Origin of the sequence: Roseateles puraquae (genome assembly GCF_002205845.1) — a bacterium.
Lineage (GTDB): Bacteria > Pseudomonadota > Gammaproteobacteria > Burkholderiales > Burkholderiaceae_C > Pelomonas > Pelomonas puraquae.
Window position 1 is genome coordinate 382,329 of the sequence record NZ_NISI01000001.1, and the last position, 25,528, is coordinate 407,856.

Here is a 25,528-nt window from a genome sequence, read left to right on the forward strand (position 1 = left end):
GGTGGCCCCCCCGACACCACACCAGACGCCACACCAGGGACCAGCCCCCCGCACCCGCGCCGGCCTGCCCCGTGGCAGCGGTGCGGGCGCTACCAGCAGGTGTAAGGTCGCACAGCCAGGTTGGCGTTCACGTAGCGCCCATCGCCCGTGACCTCATCACCCAGCCAGGCCGGCCGCGTGAAGGGCTGCGCCTCATCTTCGAGTTCGATCTCGGCGAGCACCAGGCCGGCATTGGCCCCGAGGAACTCGTCCACCTCCCACGTCATGCCATCGCACAGGCAGAGGTGGCGGATCTTCTCCACCACGGGGCCGTCGCACATCGTCAGCAGCGCCTGGGCATCCTCCAGGGGAACGGCGTACTCGAATTCGGCACGTGTGGCGCCGCGGGTGGCGCCCTTGATCGTCAGGAAGGCCTGCTCACCGGCGATGCGCACGCGCACCGTACGGGCCGGGTCGCGGCTCAGGTAGCCCTGGCTGAAGCGGGTGGCGCGCTGCGCCTGCGCGCGCCAGGTGTCATTCGCGACAAGGAATTTGCGTTCGATCTCAATGCCCATGGCTCGCTGCCTTGGCTGCGGCCTCGCGCAGCTTGTCCTTCTTGCTCTTGCGGGTGGTGCTCTTGATGCCACCGGTGGCCTGCGCTTCGGTGGCCACGGCCTCGGGTTCGAAGCCGGGCAGGCGTTCACGCGGCACACGCTGGCCCTGGCGCTTCTCGATCAGGCGGAAGTGGCTCTCCGCGTTCTCGGGGCTGTCAGCGCAAATGAAGCTGACCGCCACACCCTGGGCCCCTGCCCGGCCGGTGCGGCCGATGCGGTGGGTGTAGTCGGCCGCGGAACGAGGCAGCTCGTAGTTGACGACGGCCTCCAGCGCGTCGATGTGCAGGCCACGCGCCGCGACGTCGGTCGCCACCAGCACCTGCACCTCGCCCGACTTCAACGCGGCCAGCACATCGCGCCGCGCGCCCTGGCTGAGCTCACCGTGCAAGGCGCCGGCCTTGAATCCATGCGCGAAGAGCTTGTCCGAGACCAGCTCGGCGGTGTAGCGGCTGGCCACGAACACGAGCACCCGTTGCCAGCCTTCATCACGCAGCAGCTGACGCAGCGCGGGCAGGCGCTGGGCACGATCCAGCTGCACGGCACGCTGCGTGATCTGCGGCGGCGCCTCGTCGATGCTGATCCGCACCGGCTCGTGCAGCAACTGCCCGGCCAGGCCCTGCACGGCTGGCGGGCAGGTGGCGGAGAACAGCAGCGACTGGCGACGTGCAGGCAGCAGCGCCAGTACGCGCTGCAGCTCCTCGGAGAAGCCCGCAGCCAGCAGGCGGTCGGCCTCGTCCAGCACCAGGCAGTCCACACCGGCCAGCGTGAGGCCGTTGTGATCGATGAGGTCCAGCAGCCGGCCGGGCGTGGCCACCATCACGTCGCATCCGCCGCGCAACGCCATCAGCTGCGGGTTGATCGACACGCCGCCGAACGCCAGCGCCACCTTGGGACGATGCAGCAGCCGGCTGGCGAGTTCGCGCAGCAACTCGGCGGTCTGTGCCGCGAGCTCCCGCGTGGGTGCGAGCACCAAAGCTCGCGGGCCAGGGCGCGGCGGCGCAGCCACCAGCCGTTGCAGCAGGGGCAGCGCAAAGGCGGCAGTCTTGCCGGAGCCGGTCTGGGCCAGGGCCAGCACATCGGCGCCCGCCAGGATGGGTGGCAGGGCCGCCGCCTGGACGGGCGTGGGGGCGTGATAGCCCTGCTCACGCACGGCGCGCAGCAAGGCGGGCGAGAGGCCCAAGGAAGCGAAGGACATGCGCGATTAGAACAAGGCTTGCTGGTCGCCGGCGAGCTGCCCGGCCGCACGGGCCTCGATCAGCAGCAGCCGGCGCTTGGTCTCGATGCCGCCGGGCGCCGAGAAGCCGGTCGGTTCACCACCGGCGCCCATCACGCGATGGCAAGGCACGATGGGCGGAAATGGGTTCTCGGCCTCGGCACGCCCGACGGCGCGGGCAGCGCCCGGCTCGCCCAGGGCGGCAGCGATCTCGCCGTAGGTACGGGTCTGGCCGGGCTCGATGGCCCGGGTCAGTGCATGCACCGCGCGGCGAAACGCCGGCAAGCCGCGCTCATCGAGCGCGACATGGCGCAGGTCACACAACTCGCCCCGCAACAGCGCCTGCACGCCGGCAATGGCCTCGGCGATGGCGGGCGGCCATTCGAGGCACTCCTGGGCTGATGGGAAGCGGCGGCGCAAGGTCTCCACGGTGACCTCGGGCAGGCGCGCAGCCACCACGCCCTGCGAGCTCCAGACCAGCCCGCAACGGCCCTGCGCCGTGTCGAACACCGTGCAGGCCAACGGTTCCTCGGGCGGGCGCGGCGGCAGGTCCTCCACGATGGGCCTGCCCCTCAGGCGGCCAGCGCCGCGCCGGAGAGCCGCGCCGCCGTGGCTTGGGCGGCGACCTCGCGCGGCGGCAGCGCCTTCAAGCGATGGTCGCTCCAGACCTGGCGCCAACGTCGTGCACCCGGCGTGCCATTCCACAGGCCCAGGGCGTGCCGCATGGCGTGAGGCCAGGAACGACCGGCCGTATGAAAGCGATCGAGGTAGTCGAGCCAGGCCGCTTCCACCTGCTCACGCGAGTGGGCCGGGTCCGTCGCGCCAAAGAAGCGCGAATCCCATTGCGCCATGCTCCAGGGCTCGTGATAGGCCTCGCGGCCGATCATCACGCCGTCCACGGCGGCGAGGTGCGCCTCGATCTCGTCGGGCGTCTTGATGCCGCCATTGACCGCGATCGTGAGTTGCGGGAACTCGCGCTTGAGCTGGGCAACGACCTCGTAGCGCAGCGGCGGGATCTCGCGGTTCTCCTTGGGGCTCAGGCCTTGCAGCCAGGCATTGCGGGCGTGCACGATGAACACCTCGCAACCCGCGGCGGCCACGGTGCCGACGAAGTCGCGCACGAAGTCGTAGCGCTCGATCTTGTCGACGCCGATGCGGTGCTTGACGGTGACCGGCAAGCGGGTCGCGTCGCGCATCGCCTTGACGCAATCGGCCACCAACTGCGGCTCCGACATCAGGCAGGCCCCGAAGGCGCCTTTCTGCACCCGCTCGCTGGGGCAGCCACAGTTCAGGTTGACTTCGTCATAGCCCCAGCGTTCGGCGAGCTTGGCGCAGGCTGCCAGGTCGGCCGGCTCACTTCCCCCCAATTGCAGCGCGACGGGATGCTCCTCGGCGTTGTAGTCGAGGTGGCGAGGCTGGTCGCCATGCAGCAAGGCGCCGGTCGTGACCATCTCGGTGTAGAGCAGCGCATGGCGCGTGATCAGCCGGTGCAGATAGCGGCAGTGACGGTCCGTCCAATCCATCATCGGAGCGACGGACAAGCGCCAAGGTGAGAAGGGAGCAGGCATTGCGACGGATTGTGATCGGGACGACATCACCACCCGGTCATCGAGGCGGTTGCGCCGTCGACGACGCGGCTGGCATCAGAGGCAGCAGATGCTGGCCCAGCGTCGGGGCGAGCGCGCGCACGAAGGGTTCGCTCAGGTGGGTTCTGTCGCGATACATCGGCATGTCGCCCTGCCGGGTCGGGCAGCGGGCCGAGGTGCACAGCAGGGGTGACAGATCCACATACGGGATGCCGAGGCCGCGCGCGGTCTCCTGTTCAGCCTGGGCCACCTGAGGCAGGCGATCCTGCGGGCCCAAGGCCGGATAAGTGCAGGCGTCCGCCGGCGTCCACCCCCACCAGACGACGCGGGCCCAGCAGGTGGGCACATCCAGGCCAGTGTGCGGGGTGTCACGCAGATAGGCGACCTGACTGCCCAGGCCCTGCAGATGCTTCACGGTGCGCGACATGCCGTCTTGCCAGCGCGGCAGCGGCACGTCGTGGTAGCCCGCGGAGTTGGCCAGCACCACCAGTTGGGGCCGGAGTTGGTCGATGCGCGTCAGCATGCGCGCACGCCAGGTCTCGCATTGTTCAAAGCGTCGGCGCGTGACGTAGAAGTCCACCGGCGTGTCCACCGAAGGGCAGACCGCCTTGGTCAGCGCCACCACGCGCCAGCCCTGTTGGCGCGCCAGCATGTCGATGGCGGGCAGCCATTGGGCGGCGTGCGAGTCCCCGAACAACACCACGGTCTTGTCAGACGAGGTCACGCCGAACTCGCACGGCGGCTGATCAACCGCGTCGAACTGCACGAGGCAGCCGGAGGGGTCGACCAGCGGCCAGGTCGCAGCGGCCATGTAGCGATCGCCTTCGGTCGCACGCGGGATCTGGCCGCGCATGAACTGCGCGGCGGCCGCCACGGCGATGCAGGCCACGAGCCCGATCACCACGACATGCGATGGCCGCGCCTGCAGGGCGACCCGGCGCATGAAGACCTGCTCCACGAAGCGGTAGGACAACCAGCCCAGCAGCAGCGACAGCGCGAGCAGCCCCGCCGTGAGCCACGGCCCCTTGACCGGCGCCACCACCGCAGCAGCAATGATCACGGGCCAGTGCCACAGGTACAGCGAGTAGGAGCAGTCGCCCACCCAGCGCAGCGGCGGTAGTTGCAACCAGCGCCCGGCGACGCTGTCGGCGCCGCGCTCGGCCACCAGCAGCAAGCCCATCGCGCCGAGCACGGGCAGCGCGGCCCAGAAGCCGGGGAATCGCAGGCTGCCGTCGTAGGCCAGCGTGACCGCCGTCAGCAGCAGCAAGGCACCGGCGCCCAGCCCCTGCAGCGCACGCGGCCCCAGCGCGCGCGACCAAGCCGGGTTGAACGCAATCAGCATGCCGGCACCGAACTCCCACATGCGCATCGGCGTCAGGAAGAAGGCGTACTTGAACTGGATCTGTGAGATGGCTACACAGGCGACCAGGCTCAAGAGCCCGGTCACCGCAACGAGTGCGATGACGCTGCCGCGCGGCCCCGCACGCCGGCCGACGCGACAGGCCGCGAGCATCAACAGCGGCCAGACGAGATAGAACTGCTCCTCCACGGCCAGCGACCACAGGTGCAGCAGCGGGTTGGCTTCCGTGTGGCCGCCGAAATAGTCCGTAGGCCGGCTGGCAAACCACAGGTTGGCCGCGTAGAGGGCCGACGCACGGACTGACGAGAGCAACTCGTCCTGCTCATGCGGTGCGTACAACAGCCGAACGCCCAGCAGCACCGTCGCGATCACGAGCAGCGACGCGGGCAGCAGCCGCCGCACCCGACGCGCGAAGAAGGCCCACAGGTCGATGCGGCCGGTGGCCTGCATCTCGCGCAGCAGCAGGCCGCCGATCAGGTAGCCGGAGATCACGAAGAAGACGTCCACGCCGACGAATCCGCCGTGAAAGCCAGGGATCTCGGCATGATTGAGCAACACCAGCAGGATGGCGATGCCCCGCATGCCCTGCAGGCCGAGGTTGTAGGCGTGCTGCGCCGAAGCGCCAGCCGGCTCGGCGGGCGCAAGGGTCCCGCCGAGAACGGCGGCTGCGGTCACTTCAAGTCCCTCAGCGGATGCGCCTGCGGCGCCCAGGGGCTGATGAAGAAGGCGGCCACCTCGGCCGCATCCACCTCGGCCACCGAGGCCGGGCGCCAGCGGGGCGCGTGGTCCTTGTCGACGGCCAGCGCGCGAATGCCTTCCACGGTTTCGCTGCGATCCGCGCCGCCCCTCAGGTGGAAGCAATGGTGCACGAGGTCGCGCTCCAGCCGGAGATCGTCTGCCAGGCTCAGCCTCCGCCCGCGGCGCACCAGTTCGAGCGTGACGGCCATCATCGTCGGGGAACGGTGCTGCAGCAGCTCGAGCGTCTGGTGTGACCAGTCGTCACCCGCGGCGGCCAGGGACGCCATGATGCGGTCGAGCGAAGCCTCGCCGAAATGACGATCGATCCGCTCGGCAGCGGCCTTGGGGTCCGACGCCGGCGCAAGGTCGGCACGCTCCATGACGGTAGCCACCACATGCTCGGCGCTCGGCTGCGGGCTGGACTTCAATGCCGCCACCAGATCCGCCCATTGCGCCCCGGGCACGAACACGTCGCCCAGCCCCCACTCGATGGCATCGCCAGCGGCGATCGTCTGGCCGGTCAGCGCCAGCCACTCCCCCACATGGCCCGGGCACTGCGCGAGGAAGTAGCCGCCCCCGACGTCCGGAAAAAGGCCGATCGCCGTTTCCGGCATCGCGAGCTTGGAGCGCTCCGACAGAACCCGCAGCTTGGCGCCCTGGCTGATGCCCATGCCGCCGCCCATGACGATGCCATCCATCAGCGCGATGTAGGGCTTGGGGTAGGCGTGAATGAGGTGGTTGAGCCGGTACTCCTCAGTGAAGAAATCGCCGAGTGCTGAGTCACCGGCGTGAGCGGCCTGGTGGAAGAAACGGATGTCACCGCCAGCACAGAAGGCCGGCGCCTTGCCCTCGCGGCCCGCGCCCAGCACAGCCACGGCCTGGATCTCCGGGCGACTCGCCCAGTGCAACAGCAGCGTGGTCATGTCGCGGACCATGCCGAGCGACAGCGCGTTGAGCGCCTGCGGGCGGTTCAGGGTGATCAGGCCCAGGCAGCCATTCACCTCGGCGAGGATCTGGCCCTCGGACACCAGGGGCGGAATCAGGTCGTTCATGCGTTCTTGGAGACGGATTGGACGGAAGACGGCGCCAGTGCTTCGTTGGCGATCAGCGCACCGAGCACGAGGCTACCGCCGATCAAGGCGGCGCTGCCCGGATGTTCTCCCGCAAACAGCCAGGCCCACAACACCCCGAGCAGGGTCTCGGCTTGACCCAGCAGCGCGATCTCATGACCGGGCAGTTCACGCGCCAGGCGCACGGCGAGGAGACAAGGCACGGCGAGCTGGAACACGCCGAGGAAGGCGAGCAGCCCCAGATCGTGCGCACCAGACTGCAACGGCCAGGCCAGAGGCAGCGTCGCCACCGCCGACACGCAGGCGCCGATCAGCACGGCAGGCAGCATGTCCGTGCCGCCGCCCTGCTGCCCCACTTTTTGCAGCAGACACCAGTTGATGGCCGCGGCCAGCGGCACGCCGAGGGCGACCAGGACGCCAGCGAGGCTTCCACCTGCCCCGGCCTGCTGGCCGAACATCCAGGCGATGCCCACACTGGCCACGATGATCGCGGCCCACGTGCGCACCGGGATGTGCTGGTGCAGGAATAGCCGCGCGAACAAGGCGGTCAGCAGCGGGCCGAGCGACATCGTCACCAGCACATTGGCCACGGTGGTCAGCGACAGCGCCACCATGAACGCCGTGAACATGACCGCCCAGCACACGCCCGACGCCCACACCGCGACGCCCCTGAGTGCCGGCAGCAGCGCCCTGCCCCGCATCAGGCCCAGGATGACCACCAGGGCCAGCGCATTGAAGCTGCTGCGCCAGAACGTGATTTCAAACCCGCGCGCCGCCTCCAGCTGCCGCGTGACCACGCCCGCCGAACTCCACATCAGCGTGACCAGCAGCATCAAAGAGACCGCGGTTCGATGGCGCATGGAAGACGAAACAAAGCGACAGAGACACAGAGGCACAGAGAGGCTTGGATGCCGCGCAGAGGCGCTCGTCCTCTGTGTCTCTGTGCCTCTGTGGCTGTCTTGAGAGATCGGCCGTCAGGCCGATCACCGATCAAGCGTTCTCTCGGGCGGCACGCTTGCGTTCGTTCTCCGAGAGGTGGCGCTTGCGCAGCCGCACCGACTTGGGCGTGATCTCGACCAGTTCGTCGTCATCGATGAAGTCGACGCCGTACTCCAGCGTCAGGTCGATCGGCGGTGTGATCTTGATGGCGTCTTCCTTGCCCGACACGCGGAAGTTGGTCAGCTGCTTGGTGCGCGTCGCGTTGACCACCAGATCGTTGTCACGGTTGTGGATGCCAACGATCATGCCTTCGTAGACCGGGTCGTTGGGCTTCACGAACATGCGGCCGCGGTCGTCGAGCTTGCCCAGCGCGTAGGTGAAGATCTCGCCGTCGTCCATCGAGATGAGCACGCCGTTCTTGCGGCCGCCGATGTCGCCCTTGTGCGGCTCGTAGCCGTCGAAGATGGACGAGATCAGGCCAGAGCCGCGCGTCAGGTTCATGAACTCGTTGGCGAAGCCGATCAGGCCGCGCGCCGGAATGCGGTACTCCAGGCGCACGCGGCCGTTGCCGTCCGGCTCCATGTTGAGCATCTCGCCCTTGCGCAGGCCCAGCGCCTGCATGACGCCGCCCTGGTGGGTTTCCTCAACGTCGGCCGTCACCAGCTCCATCGGCTCGCTCTTGACGCCGTCGATGTCCTTGAACATCACGCGCGGCTTGGAGACGGCCAGCTCGTAGCCCTCGCGGCGCATGTTCTCCAGCAGGATGGTCAGGTGCAGTTCACCGCGGCCGCAGACCTCGAAGACGCCGTCTTCGTCGGTCTCGGACACACGCAGGGCCACGTTGTGCTGCAGTTCCTTCTGCAGGCGGTCCCAGATCTGGCGGCTGGTGACGAACTTGCCTTCGCGGCCTGCCAGCGGGCTGGTGTTGACGCAGAAGTTCATCGTGAGCGTCGGCTCGTCGACCTTGAGCATCGGCAGCGGCTGCGGATTGGCGGGGTCGGTCACGGTCACGCCGATGCCGATCTCCTCGATACCGTTGATCAGCACGATGTTGCCCGGGCCGGCTTCGGTGACCTGCACGCGGTCCAGCCCCTGGAAAGTCAGCACCTGGTTGATCCGGCCATTGACGGACTTGCCATCCGGGCCTTCCATCACGGCGACCTGCATGCCCGGCTTGATGGTGCCCTGGCTGATGCGACCCACGCCAATGCGGCCGACGAAGGTGGAGAAGTCCAGCGCCGAAATCTGCAGCTGCAGCGGGGCGCTCGCGTCACCCGACTGCGGAGGCACGTGCTTCAGGATGGTCTCGAACAGGGCCGACATGTCGGGGCCCCACTTCTCGCCGGGCGCGCCTTCGGTCAGCGAGGTCCAGCCATTGATGCCGGAAGCGTAGACGACCGGGAAATCCAGCTGTTCATCGTTGGCGCCCAGGTTGGCGAACAAGTCGAAGGCGGCGTTGATGACGGCGTCGGGCTTGGCACCCGGCTTGTCCACCTTGTTGACCACGACGATGGGCTTCAAGCCCAGGGCCAGCGCCTTCTTCGTGACGAAGCGGGTCTGGGGCATCGGGCCTTCCTGGGCGTCGATCAGCAGCACGACGCCGTCGACCATCGACAGGGCGCGCTCCACCTCGCCGCCAAAGTCCGCGTGTCCGGGCGTGTCGACGATGTTGATGTGGGTGCCGCCCCAGCTGACCGCGCAGTTCTTGGCCAGGATGGTGATACCGCGCTCGCGTTCGATGGCATTGCTGTCCATGACGGTGTCGACGACCTTCTCGTGGTCGGCGAAGGTGCCGCTCTGGCGCAGGAGCTGGTCGACCATGGTGGTCTTGCCGTGGTCAACGTGGGCAATGATGGCGATGTTGCGGATCGGGGTGGTCATGGGACTTCTCGGGGTAAAACGTGTGCGGGCGGCCTGTGCCGGGCGTCAGGCGGTGAGGAGAGCCTGGACCTCCGGCGGGGTCAACAGGCGGTCGGCGATCAGGTCGCCAGCGGTGATGTGGGCACTGCCGAGAAAGGCGCGCGGCTCGGGGCCGTAGACGCGCACGCGCTCGGCATCCGGCGCCTCCACGCGGCGGCGCAGGCCGCTCAGGAAGCGCACGGCGTCGGCCATGTTCAGACGCAGCTCCGGAGCATCGGCCAGCAGGCAATCGGGCGAGGCCAGCAGGCCGGCGCGCTGTTCGTCGGGCAGGGCCTCGATCTGCGACAGCGTCACGGCGCCCTGCAGGGTCAGCCCACCGGAGCCGGTGCGGCGCAACGCGGCCAGGCTCGCGCCGCAGCCGAGCGCCGTGCCGATGTCTTCGGCCAGCGTGCGGATGTAAGTCCCTTTGGTGCAGCGAACATCGAGCGTCACGGTATCAGCGTGCATGGCGACGATGTCGATGGCGTGAATCGTGACCCGACGGCTCTTGCGCTCGATCTCGATCCCCTGCCGCGCGTATTCGTACAGCGCCTTGCCCTCGTGCTTGAGCGCGGAGTACATCGGCGGCATCTGGTCGATCTCGCCGACATAAGCCGCGCAGGCGGCGGCGATCTGCTCGGCCGTGACGCCGCCCACGTCGCGCCGCTCCAGCACTTCGCCTTCCGCGTCGCCCGTGGTCGTGCGGATGCCCAGCGCCAGCGTGGCGAGATAACGCTTGTCTGCATCCAGGCTCAGCTGGCTGAACTTGGTGGCGGCACCGAAGCACAGCGGCAGCAGGCCGGTGGCCAGCGGATCAAGCGTGCCGGTGTGGCCCGCCTTCTCGGCGCGCAACAGCCATTTGGCCTTCTGCAGCGCGTCGTTGCTCGACAGGCCCAGCGGCTTGTCGAGCAACAACACGCCATGCAGCGGCCTGCGCTGGATGCGCACGCGCGGCGGGCGGGCCTCGGCGGCGACCTCAGTCATTCGGTTCCTCGTCGGCGTCCGCGGCACGGGTGGCGTTCGCCTTGGTGATGAGCGCACTCATCTCGGCTGCACGCTCCGTCGTGCGGTCGAACTGGAAGTGCAGCGTCGGCACGGTGTGGATCTGCAGTCGCTTGAAAAGGCCGTTACGCAGGAAACCGGCCGCTTCGTTCAGCGCAGCCTGCGTCTGCTCAGGATCACCGATCAGGACCGAGAAGAACACCTTGGCATGGGCGTAATCCGGCGTGACCTCGACCGCACTGATCGTGGCCATGCCGATGCGCGGGTCCTTCAGCTCACGGATGAGCTCCGCCAGATCGCGCTGGATCTGGTCGGCGACCCGGAAGGAGCGGTTGGGGATGGCGCGTTTGTGTCTCATGCTGGGTTCCCTTCAAAGAACAAACCCCGCCCGACGGGGCGGGGTTTGGCCCCGGGGTTCGGGTGATCAGAGCGTTCGGGCCACTTCCTTGATCTCGAAGAACTCGAGCTGGTCGCCCTCGGCGATGTCGTTGTAGTTCTTGAGCTTGATACCGCACTCGAAGCCTTCCTTGACTTCGCGCACGTCGTCCTTCTCGCGCCGCACCGACTCCACTTCACCGGTGTAGATGACGGTGTTGTCGCGCAGCAGGCGGAAGCGTGCACCACGGCGCACCAGACCGCTGGTGACCATGGAACCTGCGACCGTACCGATCTTGGAGGCCACGAACACCACGCGGATCTCGGCGGTACCGAGGGCTTCCTCGCGCTGCTCGGGCGCCAGCATGCCGGACATGGCCTTGGTCACATCGTCCACGGCGTCGTAGATGATGCTGTAGTAGCGCAGGTCGACCGCGTTGCCCTCGGCCAGCTTGCGCGCACCGGCGTCGGCACGCACGTTGAAGCCAATGATGACGGCCTTGGAGGCGATGGCGAGGTTGATGTCGCTCTCGCTGATGCCACCGACCGCCGCGTGGACGATCTGCACCTTGACCTCGGCGTTGCTGAGCTTGAGCAGCGAAGCGGCCAGCGCTTCCTGCGAACCCTGCACGTCGGCCTTGATGATGAGGGGCAGCGTCTGCACGTCGCCCTGGCCCATCTCGTTGAACATGTTCTCGAGCTTGGCGGCCTGCTGCTTGGCCAGCTTGACGTCGCGGTACTTGCCTTGACGGAAGGTGGCCACTTCGCGGGCGCGGCGCTCGTCGGCCAGCACCATGAACTCGTCACCGGCTTGCGGCACTTCGGTCAGGCCCTGGATCTCGACCGGGATGGACGGGCCGGCCTCGTTGGTGGCCTTGCCGTCTTCGTCCAGCATGGCGCGCACGCGGCCATAGGTGGAGCCGGCCAGCACCACGTCGCCGCGCTTGAGCGTGCCGCTCTGCACGAGCACCGTGGCGACCGGGCCGCGGCCCTTGTCCAGCTTGGCTTCGATGACCAGGCCCTTGGCCATGGATTCGACCGGCGCCTTCAGTTCCAGCACTTCGGCCTGCAGCAGCACTTGCTCCAGCAGATCGTCGATGCCCTGCCCCGTCTTGGACGACACGCCCACGAACGGCGAGTCACCACCGAAGTCTTCCGGCACGACCTCTTCACCGACGAGTTCGCTCTTGACGCGCTCGACGTTGGCATCGGGCTTGTCGATCTTGGTCATGGCGACCACGATCGGCACGCCGGCAGCCTTGGCGTGGTGGATGGCTTCCTTGGTCTGAGGCATCACGCCGTCATCGGCCGCACAGACCAGGATGACGATGTCGGTGGCCTTGGCACCGCGCGCACGCATGGCCGTGAAGGCCGCGTGACCCGGGGTGTCCAGGAAGGTGATCATGCCGCGCGGGGTTTCCACGTGGTAGGCGCCGATGTGCTGCGTGATGCCGCCGGCTTCGCCTGCGGCCACCCGGCTGCGGCGGATGTAGTCCAGCAGCGAGGTCTTGCCGTGGTCGACGTGACCCATGACGGTGACGACCGGCGCACGCGGCAGGGCCTCGTGCTGCTGCTCGGCGGTACCCTCTTCTTCGAGGAAGGCGTCCGGGTCGTCCAGCTTGGCGGCGAAGGCCTTGTGGCCCATTTCCTCGACCACGATCATGGCCGTTTCCTGGTCCAGCTGCTGGTTGATGGTGACCATCTGGCCCAGCTTCATCAGTTGCTTGATGACCTCGGCCGCCTTCACGGACATCTTGTGGGCAAGGTCGGCCACCGAGATGGTCTCGGGAACATGCACCTCTTGCACCTGCTGCTCGACCGGCGGTTGGAAGGTCGATTGACCGTTGCCATTGCGGTCACCGCGACGACCCGCGGCACCACGCGCCGGAGCGCGCCAGTTGCCACCACCACCCGGGCGACCGGCACCGGCCGGGCCAGCCCCGATGGTCTTGAGGCCACGCTTCTTGGCGGCGTCATCAGCCCAGCTGGAAGACAGCTTCTCGGACTTGACCGACTTCTTGTCGCCCGGCTTGCCAGCACCAGCGCTCGGCGCTGCTGCAGCAGGCGTCGGGGCGCCGGCCTTCTTGTGGATGGTGCCCTTGATGCCGGCGGCTTCCGCAGGCTTGGGCTCTTCCTTCTTGGGCGCGACCAGCACCTTCTTCGGCGCGTTCATCATCGCGCGAATCTTGGCGGCTTCTTCCTCGGCGGCCTTGCGGCGGCGGGCCAGGTCGTCCTGCTTCTGCTTCTCTTCGGCCGCAGCATCGACCGCCTTCACCACACGGAGGGCGGGCTTGGCCACCTCGGGCGCAGGCGTCGGTGCGGGCGGCGGCGGAGCGACCACCTCGGGCGCCGGCGCGGGGGCCGGCGGCGGCGGGGCAACGACTTCCGGCGCCGGCGCGGCAGCCACCGTCTTGGCACCACGCTTGGCAGCCGCCTTGTTCAGGGCGGCAGCCTCCGCAGCGGCGGCAGCCGCATTGCGGGCACGGGCCTGGGCCGCGTCGTCCACTTTCGTCTCGGCCTTGGCGGCAGCCTCGGCAGCGGCAGCTTCAGCCGCGGCCTTGGCGGCAGCTTCAGCCGCGGCAGCCTCGGCGGCGGCCTTGGCTGCAGCGGCAGCCTCGCGAGCCGCACGTTCGGCTTCTTCGCGGGCCTTGACCTTCGCAGCCAGCTCTTCTTCCTGCGCACGCAGGGCGGCAGCCTGGGCCTGGGCCTCTTCCTCGCGGCGGGCGAGATCGGCTTCATCCGGGCCGGCCGTCGTCTCGTCGACGGAATCGTCACGCTTGACGAAGGTGCGCTTCTTGCGCACCTCGACCTGGATGGTGCGGGCCTTGCCAGAGGCATCGGCCTGCTTGATCTCGGTGGTCGACTTCTTGACCAGCGTGATCTTCTTGCGCTCGGTACCAGCGGTGCCATGGGCGGTACGCAGGTGGTCGAGCAGGCGTTCCTTGTCGGACTCGGAGAGCGAGTCGTCGACGGAAGACTTCTTGACGCCCGCGGCTTGCAGCTGCTCCAGCAGCGTGCCCGCCGGCTTGCTCAGCTCGGCGGCAAATTGGGCGACGGTAGTCACGGCCATGTGGGGATCCTTCAGATTACTTTCGATGCGGCGCGGCGTGTGGGGTTGATCAGGCGTTGAACCAGTGTTCGCGTGCCTTCATGATCAATGCGCGCGCGGCCGCCTCGTCCATGCCGGACAGGTCGACCAATTCGTCCACGGCCAGGTCGGCCAGGTCGTCGCGGGTGTTGATGCCGCCCTCGGCCAGCTTGGCCAGCAGTTCGGGCGTCACGCCTTCCAGGTCGCGCAGGTCCTGGGAGACTTCCTCGACCTTCTCTTCCTTGGCGATTTCCATCGTCAGCAGCGCATCCTTGGCACGGGTGCGCAGCTCGGTGACGGTGTCCTCGTCGAAGGCTTCGATCTCGAGCATTTCCTGCATCGGCACGTAGGCGACTTCTTCCAGGCTGGTGAAGCCCTCGGCGATGAGGATGTCGGCGACTTCGGCGTCCACGTCGAGCTTCTCGACGAAGAGCTTGCGGACGCTTTCAGCTTCCTGCTCGTGCTTGGCGGCCGATTCTTCGGCCGACATGATGTTGATGCGCCAGCCGGTCAGCTCGGACGCGAGGCGCACGTTCTGGCCGCCGCGCCCGATGGCGATCGCGAGGTTTTCTTCGTCCACCACCACATCCATGGCGTGACGCTCCTCATCCACCACGATGGACTGCACATTGGCCGGAGCCAGCGCGCCAATGACGAACTGGGCCGGATCCTCGCTCCACAACACGATGTCCACGCGCTCGCCAGCGAGTTCGGTCGTCACGCCATTGACGCGCGAGCCCCGCACACCGACGCAGGTGCCGATCGGGTCGACACGGCGGTCGTGGCTGATGACCGCGATCTTGGCGCGGCTGCCCGAGTCACGGGCGCAGCTCTTGATCTCCAGCAGACCCTGCTCGATTTCCGGCACTTCCTGGGCGAAGAGCTCCTTCATGAACTCCGGCGAGGAGCGCGACAGCATGATCTGCGGGCCCCGCTGGGTCGGATCGACGCCGAGGATGACGGCGCGCACGCGGTCACCCGTGCGCAGGTTTTCCTTCGGGATCATCTCGTTGCGCTTCAGGCGCCCTTCGACGCGACCGCTCTCGACAATGATGTCGCCCTTGTCCAGGCGCTTGACGGTACCGACGAAGATCTTCTCGCCGCGCGACATGAAGTCGTTCAGCAGCTGTTCACGCTCGGCGTCACGGATCTTCTGCAGGATCACCTGCTTCGCAGCCTGCGCGCCAATACGGCCGATGGGCACAGATTCGACAGGCTCTTCGATGTGGTCGTCGATCTCGATGTCGGGAATCTGTTCCTGGGCTTCAAACAGCAGGATCTCGGCATCCGGGTTCTGCAAGCCGGCCTCGTTGGGCACGACGTGCCAGCGGCGGAAGGTCTCGTATTCGCCGGATTCACGGTCGACGCTCACGCGGATGTCGGCTTCACCGCCATAAATCTTCTTGGTGGCCGAGGCCAGTGCGGCTTCCACCGCACCGAACACGACATCGCGCTCCACGCTCTTCTCGCGCGAGATCGCGTCCACCAGCATCAACATTTCGCGGTTCATTGCTTGAGACCTCCGTCAACCTTGTCTTGGCCGGGTGCAGCCGCTTCGGCTCCACCCTCTTGTTTCTTGGATGCCGCTTTCTTCGGCTTGATGACGCCACGCTGGCCCGGCTTGCGGTCGGGTGCCGGCTCACCGCCTCGCCCCTTGAAGCTGAAGGCCGGCACGAGGCGGGCTTCGCGCACCTCGTCGAGCGTGAAATCCAGGGCCTGCTCGGCAGCGCCGTCGTCAAACACCAGGCGCCAGGCCTGGTCGCTCTCAACGCCGGGCTGGCTGCCGAGGACGCCGCGGTACTTCTTGCGCCCCTGGAAAGGCAGCTTCAGGGTGATGTCGATTTCCTGGCCCGTGAAGCGCGCGTAATGCGCTGCGTTCTTGAGCGGCCGATCCAGCCCCGGCGAGGACACCTCGAGCCGGGCGTAATCGAAACCCTCGACCTCCAGCACGTACTGCAGCTGGCGAGTGACCTTCTCGCAGTCGTCCACCGTGATCAGCTCACCAGCCTCGGCCTGGGCCTGCAGCTTGTCGATCGTCACGCGCAGCAAACCGCCGGCACTGCGTTCACAGTCCACGAGTTCGTAACCGAGTCCGGTCACGGTGGTCTCAACAGCGGCTTGCCAACTCATGCGTCTGGTGGGTTCCTGGGGGGAAAGCGAAGAAATCAAAAAAACGAAAAAGCAAAAAAAATGGGCTGGATGAATCCGCCCACTCGTTCACCAGAATCCTGCGCCGGGGGATATCGTCCGGAGCTCGCGACAACCGGAAAAACGCCGGTTCTCATTTCTGCTGAAGCTCGGATTGTACTGTGCAAGTCCCGTGCCGGCAAGCCACGGGCATCGGCGCATGCCAGAATCGCAGGCTGTTTGAGACCTCACAGGAGACACGAATGGGCTTTCTCGCCGGCAAGCGGCTGCTGATCACGGGCGTGCTGTCCAACCGCTCCATCGCCTACGGCATCGCCCGCGCCTGCCACCGCGAAGGCGCCGAGCTGGCCTTCAGCTACCAGGGCGAGCGCTTCAAAGAGCGCATCACAGAATTTGCCGCGGAGTTCGGCTCCAGCCTGGTGTACGACTGCGACGTGACCAGCGATGAACAGATGGAGGCGCTGTTCAACCAATTGGGCGAGGTCTGGCCGGAGTTCGACGGCTTCGTGCACTCCATCGGCTTCGCGCCGCGCGAGGCGATTGCCGGCAACTTTCTTGATGGCATGACCCGCGAGAACTTCCGCATCGCCCACGACATCTCGGCCTACAGCTTCCCGGCGATGGCCAAATTGGCGGCCCCGCGCCTGCGCCCGGGCGCGGCCCTGCTGACGCTGAGCTACCTGGGTGCCGAGCGCTTCGTGCCCAACTACAACACCATGGGCCTGGCCAAGGCGGCGCTGGAAGCCAGCGTGCGCTACCTTGCCTACGACCTGGGCGCCAAGGGCGTGCGGGTGAACGGCATTTCGGCCGGCCCGATCAAGACACTGGCCGCGTCGGGCATCAAGGACTTCGGCAAGCTGCTCAACCAGTTCGCGGCCTCGGCGCCGATCCGCCGCAATGTGACCATCGAAGACGTCGGCAACGCTGCCGCCTTCCTGCTGTCCGACCTGGCCGCAGGCGTCAGCGCGGAGATCATGTATGTCGATGGCGGCTTCAGCCATGTCGCACTGGCCAGCGGCGAGTGAACGGTCAGCACTGACGCAGAAAAGGGCCCCGCGGGGCCCTTTTTCATGGTCATTCAACGGCGACCTTACTGCTTCACGCAGTCCACGTAGTAGTGACCGCGCCCGGTCTCCTCGTCCACCTCGTGCACGAGGCCATGCACGTCGGTCGCGAAGCCGGGGAACTTCGCGTTGAAGGCGCGCGTGAACTTCAGATAGTCCACGATCTTCTTGTTGAAGCGCTCACCCGGGATCAACAGCGGGATGCCCGGCGGGTACGGCGTCAGCAGCGAGGTGGTGATGCGGCCTTCCAGTTCGTCGATGCCGACGCGCTCGGTCTTGCGCTGGGCGATGTGGGCGTAGGCGTCAGTCGGCGTCATGGCCGGCTGCAGGTTGGACAGGTACATGTCCGTGGTCAGCCGCGCGATGTCGCCTTCAGCGTAAGCCTGATGGATGCTCTGGCAGAGATCACGCAGGCCCATGCGCTCGTACTTCGGGAACTGGGCGCAGAACTCCGGCAGGATCCGCCACAGTGGGGCGTTCTTGTCGTAGTCGTCCTTGAACTGCTGCAGCGCGGTGAGCAGCGTGTTCCAGCGGCCCTTGGTGATGCCGATGGTGAACATGATGAAGAACGAGTAGAGCCCCGTCTTCTCGACGACCACGCCATGCTCGACGAGGAACTTGGTGACGACTGACGCAGGGATGCCAGACGCCGCGAAGCGCCCTTCCATGTCCAGCCCGGGCGTGATGATGGTGGACTTGATCGGGTCCAGCATGTTGAAGCCTTCGGCCAGTGCCCCGAAGCCATGCCATTCCTCGTCCGCGTGCAGCATCCAGTCGGCCGAGACCGGCTCGCTGCCCTCCTCCGCCCGCAGGAAGTCCGGCCCCCAGACCTTGAACCACCAGTCGTCGCCGTAGTCCCCCTCGACCTTGCGCATTGCACGACGGAAGTCGAGCGACTCACGGATGCTCTCTTCCACCAGCGCCGTGCCGCCCGGGGGCTCCATCATGGCGGCAGCGACGTCGCAGCTGGCGATGATGGAGTACTGGGGACTGGTGCTGGTGTGCATCAGGTAGGCCTCGTTGAAGAGGTGCTTGTCCAGCTTGACCGTCTGCGAGTCTTGCACCAACACCTGCGAAGCCTGGGAGATGCCAGCCAGCAGCTTGTGTGTCGACTGCGTGGCGTAGACGACGGCCTCCTTCGGGCGCGGGCGGTTCTTGCCCATCGCATGGAACTGACCGTAGAAGTCGTGGAAGGCCGCGTGCGGCAGCCAGGCCTCGTCGAAGTGCAAGGTCGGGATGTAGCCGTCGAGCTTCTTCTTGATGGTCTCGGTGTTGTAGAGCACACCGTCGTAGGTGCTCTGCGTCAGCGTCAGGATGGCGGGCTTGATCTTGTCGGGATCGACACCGGCCAGCAGCGGGTTCGCCGCGATCTTGGCGCGAATCGCCTCCGGGCTGAACTCGCTTTCCGGGATGGGGCCGATGATGCCGTAGTGGTTGCGCGTCGGCGGGAGGAAGACCGGAATGGCCCCGCACATGATGATCGCGTGCAGATTGCTCTTGTGGCAGTTGCGGTCGATAACCACCACATCACCCGGCGCCACGGTGTGGTGCCACACCATCTTGTTGGAGGTGGAGGTCCCGTTCGTCACGAAGAAGCAGTGGTCGGCATTGAAGATGCGCGCTGCGTTCTTCTCGGATGCCGCGACGGGGCCGGTGTGGTCGAGCAACTGGCCGAGTTCTTCCACGGCGTTGCAGACGTCAGCGCGGAGCATGTTCTCGCCGAAGAACTGATGGAACATCTGCCCCACTGGGCTCTTCAGAAAGGCGACGCCGCCAGAATGCCCGGGGCAATGCCAGGAGTACGAGCCGTCCTGGGCGTAGTCCATCAACGCCTTGAAGAACGGCGGCGCCAGACCGTCGAGGTAGCTCTTGGCCTCGCGGATGATGTGGCGCGCCACAAACTCCGGCGTGTCCTCGAACATGTGAATGAAGCCGTGCAACTCGCGCAGCACGTCATTGGGCAAATGCTGGCTGGTGCGCGTCTCGCCGTAGACGTAGATCGGGATGTCCGGATTGCGGAAACGGATTTCCTCAATGAACTTGCGCAGGTTCAGCACGGCCGGATCGAGGTCGGGGCCGGAGGTGAACTCCTCGTCGTCGATCGACAGGATGAAGGCGGAGGCGCGGCTTTGCTGCTGGGCGAACTGCGACAGGTCGCCGTAGCTCGTCACCCCCAACACCTCCATGCCCTCTTTCTGGATGGCCTCGGCCAGCGCGCGGATACCCAGGCCCGAGGTGTTCTCGGAGCGATAGTCCTCGTCAATGATGACGATGGGGAAATGAAAACGGATCATCAGCGGCCTCCAGCGGGCGGGCATCAAAAAAGCGAAGCCGCGAAGTGTAGGGCCGCAGCGTGTCCCGGCCGTGTCGATGGTTGAACGCAGCGCTGGCACGTCAACGTCGAAGGGCCGGGCAAGCGGAAACAAAAAAGCCCGCGAGGGCCCCGGTGGGGCGGTCGCGGGCATAAGACGTTCGGGGGGCGCCGAACGAAAGCGATGGAGGTGTCGCTTTACTGAGATTCCTCCGCAAGCGGGTCAACCGCCGGTGTAGGGCAAACCAAAAACTTCAGCAATGAGCTTCCACATGTTTCACTCCGTCTGGCCTTACGCCGTGATTCGATGGAGTTCAGTGTGCGGGAGCGTGCAATTTTGAGGAACTACAAACCCTGGTAGGGCGGCCAAGCCACAACCGCTCTACAGCAGTCCGAGTTCCATGGCCTTCAAGACCGCATGATTCTTGTTCGAAACATCCAGCTGCTTGAAAAGCTGCTTGAGGTGGTAGTTCACCGTGTTTTCGCTGATGCCTAGCAAACTACCGACTACCCAGGCGCTTTTGCCCTCCATGGTCAGACGGAGGATCTCAAGTTGCCTGGCCGGAAGCCGCGGCACCTTGGTAGGCACAAGCAGCCTCGCGGCAGCATCTTGGGCGTGGACGGCCAGCAATTGCAAATCCGCGATCATTCGGTTGAGCTTGATCGGGTCCGACGGGAGCGGCTCATGCCGATCAACCCCGAGAAGAAATCGCCGATAGCCCGGCATGTGAACGCTGACGGCCAGCCCGGTTCTATAGCCGAACGGGGCTTGCATCTCCCAAAGATCTCCGGAGCCGGCATCGACGTAAAGCCGCTGGTCGTAGATGAGCGGAGCAGCGTTCGTCATCACATGCCGATGCACTGGATCACGCTTCGCGTTCTCCGGGTTGACCTGAGCAGCCAGGAACTCCGCAGGTGTGTTGCCCACTGAGAAGTACTCCGTCTTGGCTCCGGGGCCCTTGCGCTCCACGGCAAGGACTCCGGAGATCAGCCCGAAGTCCAGGTCACCCGCGAAGTCGATCAACCCCTGTCGGAAGGAGTCGAAATCTGCCGCTTGACTGACTTGTTCGTACCGCTGCAGGTTCATGCGCTACTAGGGTTGGTAGGCGCAGCGCGCCCTCGATGAACGCAAACTGACAGCCATCCAAATGACGGGAGATCCGAATGCAGATAGCTGCTTGGCAACTGATGGCCTGCGAGACGGTTATCAAGACTGTAAACGAGTTCCAATTGGCAACCCATGAACTGCGTCAAGTCGGAAGCAGCGTTAGGGTGCACGATGCACGGTCCGGCCTGCGATGCGGCCAGGAGGTCTGGGCGACGATCGACGAGGGTGGTCCGATCCAGATTGCATGGGAATGGACGGAGATCCAACCCAACGTCGTGGCCCTGTTCGATCCGATGAACATCCTTTGCAACGTCGCGCTGGTCGATGGCCATGGGCACACGCTGGCGCGCTCGCGCCGCATGCTGCACCTCAACAATGTCGTGCACCAGCTCGAATGGCGTGACGCCCTGTGCACACGCAAGGCGGCCTGAGGCGAGAACTCCTGCGCCGGCCGCCCATCCTGGGTTATGATGTCGGGCTTGCAGGAGAGGTGGATGAGCGGTTTAAGTCGCACGCCTGGAAAGCGTGTGTGGGTTAATAGCCCACCGCGGGTTCGAATCCCGCCCTCTCCGCCAAATCGAGACCCAAGTGACGCAAGCCACTTGGGTTTTTTCTTGGGCGGGCTCATCGATTGCATCGGGGTCGGCCACCGCATTGACCCGCCGCAGGTCATGCACCGCCCTCGTTGAATTGTCGACACAGGCAGACGCCGATCGTCTTCTCTGCTCGCCTCGATTCAGGCACGGCGTAGCGCCAGACAACCCCGAATTCATTGGCACAACCAGAGAGACGCGGACAGGCCGCGTACGCACTGCGAAACCACGCTTGGGGCCATGGCAACGCAGCCTCAGCACACGGCGCCGCAGCCGGCTCGCCACTGACACCCTCGTCATTCGGGGCAGTCGCCGACTGCAACCGGTCACGCAAACGATTGAGGCTCATTCGCCAACTCTCAGGATCAGGCCATGGTGTTCGAAGCAGTTCGTCAGGCGAAACTAGGCGCGTGCGGCTCGGTGCACTATTGGTTGTCACCACCCTCAAGCGACCTCATCAGACATCGCGATTCACATCCGCCAACGCCTCGGCAGGGCAACTGCAAGCCGGCATTCCACCTTTCACGCAGGTGCTTCGCAATTCATCCCCAGGAAAGCGCAGTTCGTCGCGCGACGCTGGCTTGCATGGGCCGGATGGCAAACACTGCGACGCGTGCCTTGCCGTCTGCAAGGTGGGAGGTCGGGATGCCGAAGATGTCGAAACGCTGGATGAGTCTGTGCTTGGCGCTAGGAATGATCGCTGGCGCCATGCCGTCGCAGGCCAGCGAAGTGGTGAAGTTGGCGCGGCTCGTGGTCAGCGGAAAACGCAACCCGGCTGATGTCAGCAAGCCCGCGCCGGCGGAGGCTCGGTCGCCGGCCACTGGCAGCCAAGTGCACGGCAGCGTTGGAAGCAATGACGCGGGCACGGCACCCGCACCGCCGCGTGGCGTCTCCTGATTCGAGATCGACAGGCCAAAAACAAATGCGCCGATTCCGCGAGGAATCGGCGCATTGAATACTTGGCGGAGTGGACGGGGCTCGAACCCGCGACCCCCGGCGTGACAGGCCGGTATTCTAACCAACTGAACTACCACTCCGCGTGGGATGATTTCGATATCGTCTTTCGACTCAATCCAAGCTCATCAAACTCGCCTGTCTTGCAACAGGAAACCAGTATAACTGGCGTCCCCTAGGGGATTCGAACCCCTGTAATCACCGTGAAAGGGTGGTGTCCTAGGCCTCTAGACGAAGGGGACTTCAACTTTCACACTTTCTGAGTCCGGCCAATTCCCTCGGGAATTTGGTGGAGGTAAGCGGGATCGAACCGCTGACCTCTTGCATGCCATGCAAGCGCTCTCCCAGCTGAGCTATACCCCCGGGAACCAGTCTCAAAAAGCAAACGGCCAATAAATTGGCCGTTCGTTGCTCGGGCAAGCCCGACGAAAACCTTTGGCGGAGTGGACGGGGCTCGAACCCGCGACCCCCGGCGTGACAGGCCGGTATTCTAACCAACTGAACTACCACTCCGCGTGGGATGATTTCGATAACGCTTTGCAGCACTATCCAAGTTCATCAAACTTGGCGTCCCCTAGGGGATTCGAACCCCTGTAATCACCGTGAAAGGGTGGTGTCCTAGGCCTCTAGACGAAGGGGACTAAACCTTCGTGGCTTGAACTGCGCGCCACTCAAATCTCGTTGGAGATTTTGGTGGAGGTAAGCGGGATCGAACCGCTGACCTCTTGCATGCCATGCAAGCGCTCTCCCAGCTGAGCTATACCCCCGTTTTGATTATCGATTCAGCTGTTGCCAGCTTGGTCGCCAATCGCTTCGTTTGCAGCGCTGTTCAAGCGAGACCAAGAGTATATGACGAAATTTAAACAGCTTGCAAGCGTTCAAGCACTTTTTTCTGGTCGAAGTGCTCAAGGACGGCATCGAGGCTTGGCGTCTGTGCGCGACCGCACACCAGAACCCGCACCGGCACGGCCAATTGGGGCATCTTCAGGCCCGTCGCCGCCAGTGTGTCCTTCAGCGCCTGCTGGATGTTGCCCTTGTTCCAGTCGCCCACGGCTGACAGCTTGCCAGCCAGATGAGCGATCGCCGGACGGACGGCTTCGGTGACATGCGTCGCCAGATCTTCTGCCGACGGTGACACCGGCGCGAAGTACATCGACAACCAGTCCGCCAACGCCGCCACGGTGGCGCAGCGATCCTTGAAGAGGCCGACCTTGGGCTGCACCTGCGCCGCCGAGACCGCCAAACCCTTGCCGGCCAATTGCTCGACGACGAGGGCCGCGAGGCGCCCTTCGTCGACCGTCTTCACGTAGTGGCCATTGACCCAGTCCAGCTTGGCCGGGTCCCATTGGGCGGGGCTGCGGGACAGGTGGCTCCCATCGAACCAGGCCACCATCTGCGCCGCCGAGAACAATTCGTCGTCGCCATGGCTCCAGCCCAGGCGGGCCAGGTAGTTCAACATCGCCTCGGGCAGGTAGCCATTGGCGGCATAGTCCATCACGCTGACGGCCCCGCGGCGTTTGGACAACTTCAGCCCGTCGTCACCCAGGATGATCGGCAAGTGGCCGAACTGCGGTAGCGGCGCCCCAAGCGCATTGAAGATGTTGATCTGCCAGGGCGTGTTGTTGACGTGCTCGTCGCCCCGGAAGACGTGGCTGATGCGCATGTCCCAGTCGTCCACCACGACGGCGAAGTTGTAGGTCGGCACACCGTCCGTGCGGGCGATGATCAGGTCATCGATTTCGCGGTTGTTGATGGTGATCGGGCCCTTGACGAGGTCGTTCCAGGTCACGTCGCCCTCGATCGGGTTCGCAAAACGGATGACCGGCTTCACCCCTTCCGGCGGCGTCGGGAGCACCTTGCCCGGCTCGGGACGCCAACGGCGGTCGTACAGCGTCTTCTCGCCCCTGGCCTTCTGCGCCTCGCGCATTTCATTGAGCTCTTCTGGCGTGGCATAGCAGCGGTAGGCCTTGCCCTCGGCGATCAACTGGTCGATGACAGCCTGGTAGCGGTCCAGGCGCTGCATCTGGTAGATCGGGCCCTCGTCGTAACTCAGGCCCAGCCAGTTCATCGCCTGGATGATCTGCTCCACGGAATCCTGGGTCGAGCGGGCAACGTCGGTGTCTTCGATGCGCAGCACGAACTGGCCACCATGATGGCGGGCGTAAGCCCAGGAGAACAACGCTGTGCGCGCCGTGCCCAGGTGAAGGAAGCCGGTCGGCGACGGCGCGATGCGCGTGCGGATCTTGTCGAAGGAGCTCATGCGTGATTCAAGGTGGAAAGGCCGCGCGCCAGGTCATCGCAGATGTCGTCGACATGCTCGAGACCGACGGCGAGCCGGATCAGGCCCTGGCCGATGCCGGCTGACAGGCGCTGCGCTTCAGTGAGGCGGCCATGCGACGTGGTGGCGGGGTGCGTGATGATGGACTTGGTATCGCCCAGGTTGGTGGCGATGGAAATGACGCGCGTGCTGTCAATGACATGGAAAGCCGCCGCGCGCGCGGCGTCGGGCGTATCCGCCTTCAGGTCGAAAGACAGCACCGCCCCACCCTGCCCTGATTGCTGGCGCATCGCCAGCTCATGCTGAGGGTGCGACGGCAGCGATGGGTAGTAGACGCGCGCCACCTGGGGCTGGGCCTCCAGCCAGCGGGCCACAGCCAGCGCCTGCTCGCTCTGGGCCTTCATGCGCAGCGCCAGCGTCTCGAGCCCCTTCAGCACCACCCAGGCGTTGAACGGCGCCAGCGTCATGCCGACCGTGCGAAGGATGGGGCCGAACACGTCACGGATGAGCTTGTTCGGGCCACACAGCGCTCCAGCCATGACACGCCCCTGCCCGTCCATGTACTTGGTGGCCGAATGCATGACGATGTCTGCACCCATCTCGGCGGGGCGCTGCAGCGCGGGCGTCGAGTAGGTGTTGTCGACGGCAAGGATGGCGCCCGCCGCATGCGCCATGTCCGCCAGCGCGCGGATGTCGCAGACCTCGGTCAGCGGATTGGTCGGCGTCTCGGCGAAAAAGAGTTTGGTGCTGGGGCGAACCGCGGCCTGCCATTCGGCCAAATCGGTCTGCGAGACGAAGGAGGTCTCGACGCCGAACTTGCCGAATTCCTTCGCAAAGAGATTGATCGTCGAGCCGAACACCGAGCGCGAGCAGACGACATGGTCCCCCGCCTTCAGCATGCCCATGGCGAGCAACAGGATGGCGCTCATGCCGGTCGAGGTGGCGATGGCGGCTTCAGTGCCCTCCAGCGCCGCCAGTCGAGCCTCCAGGCTGCGCACCGTCGGGTTGCTGGTGCGCGAGTAGGTGAAGTCTTCCGAGTTGGAGAACTTGCGTGCCGAGGTCTCCGCGTCGGACTGCACGTAGGCGGTCGTCAGGAAGAGCGCCTCGGAGTTTTCGCCATGCTGGCTGGGCGCCAGGGCCGTGCGCACGGCCAGCGTCTCGCGGCGCAGGCCTTCAGGCAAGGGGCGGCGGGGAGCGTCGCTCATGGCA

General features: G+C 65.8%; 20 protein-coding genes and 7 tRNA genes. 3 read left to right on the forward strand and 24 right to left on the reverse strand.

Annotated features, from left to right (window positions below; all coding sequences use genetic code 11):
* Positions 1-89 precede the first annotated feature (89 nt).
* The 13 genes from CDO81_RS01770 to rimP all read right to left on the reverse strand — a co-directional run bounded on the left by CDO81_RS01770 (position 90) and on the right by rimP (position 15,993).
* On the reverse strand, positions 90-554 hold the full coding sequence (locus CDO81_RS01770) for a CYTH domain-containing protein (RefSeq protein WP_088481437.1): 465 nt from the start codon (positions 552-554) through the stop codon (positions 90-92).
* Positions 544-1,788: a DEAD/DEAH box helicase gene (locus CDO81_RS01775; RefSeq protein ID WP_088481438.1), complete on the reverse strand. Its 1,245-nt coding sequence runs from the start codon at positions 1,786-1,788 to the stop codon at positions 544-546. Before CDO81_RS01775 ends, CDO81_RS01770 begins: the two co-directional genes overlap by 11 nt.
* Positions 1,789-1,794: 6 nt before the next feature.
* On the reverse strand, positions 1,795-2,364 hold the full coding sequence (locus CDO81_RS01780; protein WP_241516810.1) for a methylated-DNA--[protein]-cysteine S-methyltransferase: 570 nt from the start codon (positions 2,362-2,364) through the stop codon (positions 1,795-1,797).
* A 14-nt stretch (positions 2,365-2,378) separates the two neighbouring features.
* Positions 2,379-3,401, reverse strand: coding sequence for a tRNA dihydrouridine(20/20a) synthase DusA (gene dusA / locus CDO81_RS01785; RefSeq protein ID WP_193466479.1), 1,023 nt, complete (start codon positions 3,399-3,401; stop codon positions 2,379-2,381).
* A gap of 10 nt (positions 3,402-3,411) precedes the next feature.
* Complete coding sequence (locus CDO81_RS01790; protein WP_088481440.1) at positions 3,412-5,427, reverse strand: acyltransferase family protein; 2,016 nt, start codon at positions 5,425-5,427, stop codon at positions 3,412-3,414.
* Positions 5,424-6,542: an enoyl-CoA hydratase/isomerase family protein gene (locus CDO81_RS01795; protein ID WP_088481441.1), complete on the reverse strand. Its 1,119-nt coding sequence runs from the start codon at positions 6,540-6,542 to the stop codon at positions 5,424-5,426. The genes CDO81_RS01790 and CDO81_RS01795 overlap by 4 nt, the downstream gene beginning before the upstream one ends.
* Positions 6,539-7,420, reverse strand: a complete 882-nt coding sequence (locus CDO81_RS01800; RefSeq protein ID WP_088481442.1) for a DMT family transporter — start codon at positions 7,418-7,420, stop codon at positions 6,539-6,541. Before CDO81_RS01800 ends, CDO81_RS01795 begins: the two co-directional genes overlap by 4 nt.
* A gap of 130 nt (positions 7,421-7,550) precedes the next feature.
* The gene (typA, locus tag CDO81_RS01805; RefSeq protein ID WP_088481443.1) at positions 7,551-9,380 is read right to left on the reverse strand and encodes a translational GTPase TypA; all 1,830 of its coding nucleotides are present in this window, start codon (positions 9,378-9,380) and stop codon (positions 7,551-7,553) included.
* A 45-nt stretch (positions 9,381-9,425) separates the two neighbouring features.
* Positions 9,426-10,382, reverse strand: coding sequence for a tRNA pseudouridine(55) synthase TruB (gene truB / locus CDO81_RS01810; RefSeq protein WP_088481444.1), 957 nt, complete (start codon positions 10,380-10,382; stop codon positions 9,426-9,428).
* Positions 10,375-10,758 (reverse strand): 30S ribosome-binding factor RbfA, encoded by a 384-nt coding sequence (gene rbfA / locus CDO81_RS01815; protein ID WP_088481445.1) that lies wholly within the window; start codon positions 10,756-10,758, stop codon positions 10,375-10,377. Before rbfA ends, truB begins: the two co-directional genes overlap by 8 nt.
* Positions 10,759-10,824: 66 nt before the next feature.
* Positions 10,825-13,845 (reverse strand): translation initiation factor IF-2, encoded by a 3,021-nt coding sequence (infB, locus tag CDO81_RS01820; protein WP_088481446.1) that lies wholly within the window; start codon positions 13,843-13,845, stop codon positions 10,825-10,827.
* Between the two features lie 49 nt (positions 13,846-13,894).
* Complete coding sequence (nusA, locus tag CDO81_RS01825; RefSeq protein WP_088481447.1) at positions 13,895-15,373, reverse strand: transcription termination factor NusA; 1,479 nt, start codon at positions 15,371-15,373, stop codon at positions 13,895-13,897.
* A complete protein-coding gene (gene rimP / locus CDO81_RS01830; protein ID WP_088481448.1) occupies positions 15,370-15,993 on the reverse strand; it encodes a ribosome maturation factor RimP in 624 nt (207 codons plus the stop codon). The genes nusA and rimP overlap by 4 nt, the downstream gene beginning before the upstream one ends.
* Before the next feature lie 260 nt (positions 15,994-16,253).
* Here rimP and fabI point away from each other — a divergent pair, with 260 nt between their 5' ends.
* The gene (gene fabI / locus CDO81_RS01835) at positions 16,254-17,036 is read left to right on the forward strand and encodes an enoyl-ACP reductase FabI (protein WP_088481449.1); all 783 of its coding nucleotides are present in this window, start codon (positions 16,254-16,256) and stop codon (positions 17,034-17,036) included.
* Between the two features lie 65 nt (positions 17,037-17,101).
* Here the strand turns inward: fabI and CDO81_RS01840 are convergent, their stop codons facing one another.
* Together CDO81_RS01840 and CDO81_RS01845 are read right to left on the reverse strand one after the other, a co-directional pair.
* Entirely contained in the window at positions 17,102-19,369 is a 2,268-nt protein-coding gene (locus CDO81_RS01840; protein ID WP_088481450.1) for an arginine/lysine/ornithine decarboxylase, read from the reverse strand.
* A gap of 399 nt (positions 19,370-19,768) precedes the next feature.
* Positions 19,769-20,473: a helix-turn-helix transcriptional regulator gene (locus CDO81_RS01845; RefSeq protein ID WP_088481451.1), complete on the reverse strand. Its 705-nt coding sequence runs from the start codon at positions 20,471-20,473 to the stop codon at positions 19,769-19,771.
* Between the two features lie 77 nt (positions 20,474-20,550).
* Here CDO81_RS01845 and CDO81_RS01850 point away from each other — a divergent pair, with 77 nt between their 5' ends.
* Positions 20,551-20,925, forward strand: coding sequence for a hypothetical protein (locus tag CDO81_RS01850; RefSeq protein ID WP_144397110.1), 375 nt, complete (start codon positions 20,551-20,553; stop codon positions 20,923-20,925).
* 53 nt (positions 20,926-20,978) lie between these two features.
* Positions 20,979-21,069: transfer RNA gene (locus CDO81_RS01855), tRNA-Ser, on the forward strand.
* A 560-nt stretch (positions 21,070-21,629) separates the two neighbouring features.
* Here CDO81_RS01855 and CDO81_RS27460 read toward each other — a convergent pair.
* From CDO81_RS27460 to CDO81_RS01900, 9 genes are all read right to left on the reverse strand, one after another.
* Complete coding sequence (locus tag CDO81_RS27460; RefSeq protein WP_144397111.1) at positions 21,630-21,875, reverse strand: hypothetical protein; 246 nt, start codon at positions 21,873-21,875, stop codon at positions 21,630-21,632.
* A 172-nt stretch (positions 21,876-22,047) separates the two neighbouring features.
* Positions 22,048-22,124 (reverse strand) — tRNA-Asp (locus CDO81_RS01865).
* Positions 22,125-22,207: 83 nt separating this feature from the next.
* Positions 22,208-22,283, reverse strand: a tRNA-Glu gene (locus CDO81_RS01870).
* Between the two features lie 45 nt (positions 22,284-22,328).
* Positions 22,329-22,404 (reverse strand) — tRNA-Ala (locus CDO81_RS01875).
* A gap of 73 nt (positions 22,405-22,477) precedes the next feature.
* A tRNA-Asp gene (locus tag CDO81_RS01880) sits at positions 22,478-22,554 on the reverse strand.
* 52 nt (positions 22,555-22,606) lie between these two features.
* Positions 22,607-22,682 (reverse strand) — tRNA-Glu (locus CDO81_RS01885).
* A 50-nt stretch (positions 22,683-22,732) separates the two neighbouring features.
* Positions 22,733-22,808: transfer RNA gene (locus CDO81_RS01890), tRNA-Ala, on the reverse strand.
* Between the two features lie 92 nt (positions 22,809-22,900).
* Positions 22,901-24,301, reverse strand: coding sequence for a glutamate--tRNA ligase (gene gltX, locus CDO81_RS01895; protein ID WP_088481454.1), 1,401 nt, complete (start codon positions 24,299-24,301; stop codon positions 22,901-22,903).
* The gene (locus CDO81_RS01900; protein ID WP_088481455.1) at positions 24,298-25,524 is read right to left on the reverse strand and encodes an O-succinylhomoserine sulfhydrylase; all 1,227 of its coding nucleotides are present in this window, start codon (positions 25,522-25,524) and stop codon (positions 24,298-24,300) included. The genes gltX and CDO81_RS01900 overlap by 4 nt, the downstream gene beginning before the upstream one ends.
* Between the last annotated feature and the right edge of the window lie 4 nt (positions 25,525-25,528).

What these genes read in the sequence shown, in the direction of transcription:
- CDO81_RS01770 (WP_088481437.1), bottom strand. Translation starts at nt 554, where the DNA reads ATGGGCATTGAGATCGAACGCAAATTCCTTGTCGCGAATGACACCTGG.
- CDO81_RS01775 (WP_088481438.1), bottom strand. Translation starts at nt 1,788, where the DNA reads ATGTCCTTCGCTTCCTTGGGCCTCTCGCCCGCCTTGCTGCGCGCCGTG.
- dusA (WP_193466479.1), bottom strand. Translation starts at nt 3,401, where the DNA reads ATGTCGTCCCGATCACAATCCGTCGCAATGCCTGCTCCCTTCTCACCT.
- CDO81_RS01795 (WP_088481441.1), bottom strand. Translation starts at nt 6,542, where the DNA reads ATGAACGACCTGATTCCGCCCCTGGTGTCCGAGGGCCAGATCCTCGCC.
- CDO81_RS01800 (WP_088481442.1), bottom strand. Translation starts at nt 7,420, where the DNA reads ATGCGCCATCGAACCGCGGTCTCTTTGATGCTGCTGGTCACGCTGATG.
- typA (WP_088481443.1), bottom strand. Translation starts at nt 9,380, where the DNA reads ATGACCACCCCGATCCGCAACATCGCCATCATTGCCCACGTTGACCAC.
- truB (WP_088481444.1), bottom strand. Translation starts at nt 10,382, where the DNA reads ATGACTGAGGTCGCCGCCGAGGCCCGCCCGCCGCGCGTGCGCATCCAG.
- rbfA (WP_088481445.1), bottom strand. Translation starts at nt 10,758, where the DNA reads ATGAGACACAAACGCGCCATCCCCAACCGCTCCTTCCGGGTCGCCGAC.
- infB (WP_088481446.1), bottom strand. Translation starts at nt 13,845, where the DNA reads ATGGCCGTGACTACCGTCGCCCAATTTGCCGCCGAGCTGAGCAAGCCG.
- nusA (WP_088481447.1), bottom strand. Translation starts at nt 15,373, where the DNA reads ATGAACCGCGAAATGTTGATGCTGGTGGACGCGATCTCGCGCGAGAAG.
- rimP (WP_088481448.1), bottom strand. Translation starts at nt 15,993, where the DNA reads ATGAGTTGGCAAGCCGCTGTTGAGACCACCGTGACCGGACTCGGTTAC.
- fabI (WP_088481449.1), top strand. Translation starts at nt 16,254, where the DNA reads ATGGGCTTTCTCGCCGGCAAGCGGCTGCTGATCACGGGCGTGCTGTCC.
- CDO81_RS01840 (WP_088481450.1), bottom strand. Translation starts at nt 19,369, where the DNA reads ATGATCCGTTTTCATTTCCCCATCGTCATCATTGACGAGGACTATCGC.
- CDO81_RS01845 (WP_088481451.1), bottom strand. Translation starts at nt 20,473, where the DNA reads ATGAACCTGCAGCGGTACGAACAAGTCAGTCAAGCGGCAGATTTCGAC.
- CDO81_RS01850 (WP_144397110.1), top strand. Translation starts at nt 20,551, where the DNA reads ATGCAGATAGCTGCTTGGCAACTGATGGCCTGCGAGACGGTTATCAAG.
- gltX (WP_088481454.1), bottom strand. Translation starts at nt 24,301, where the DNA reads ATGAGCTCCTTCGACAAGATCCGCACGCGCATCGCGCCGTCGCCGACC.
- CDO81_RS01900 (WP_088481455.1), bottom strand. Translation starts at nt 25,524, where the DNA reads ATGAGCGACGCTCCCCGCCGCCCCTTGCCTGAAGGCCTGCGCCGCGAG.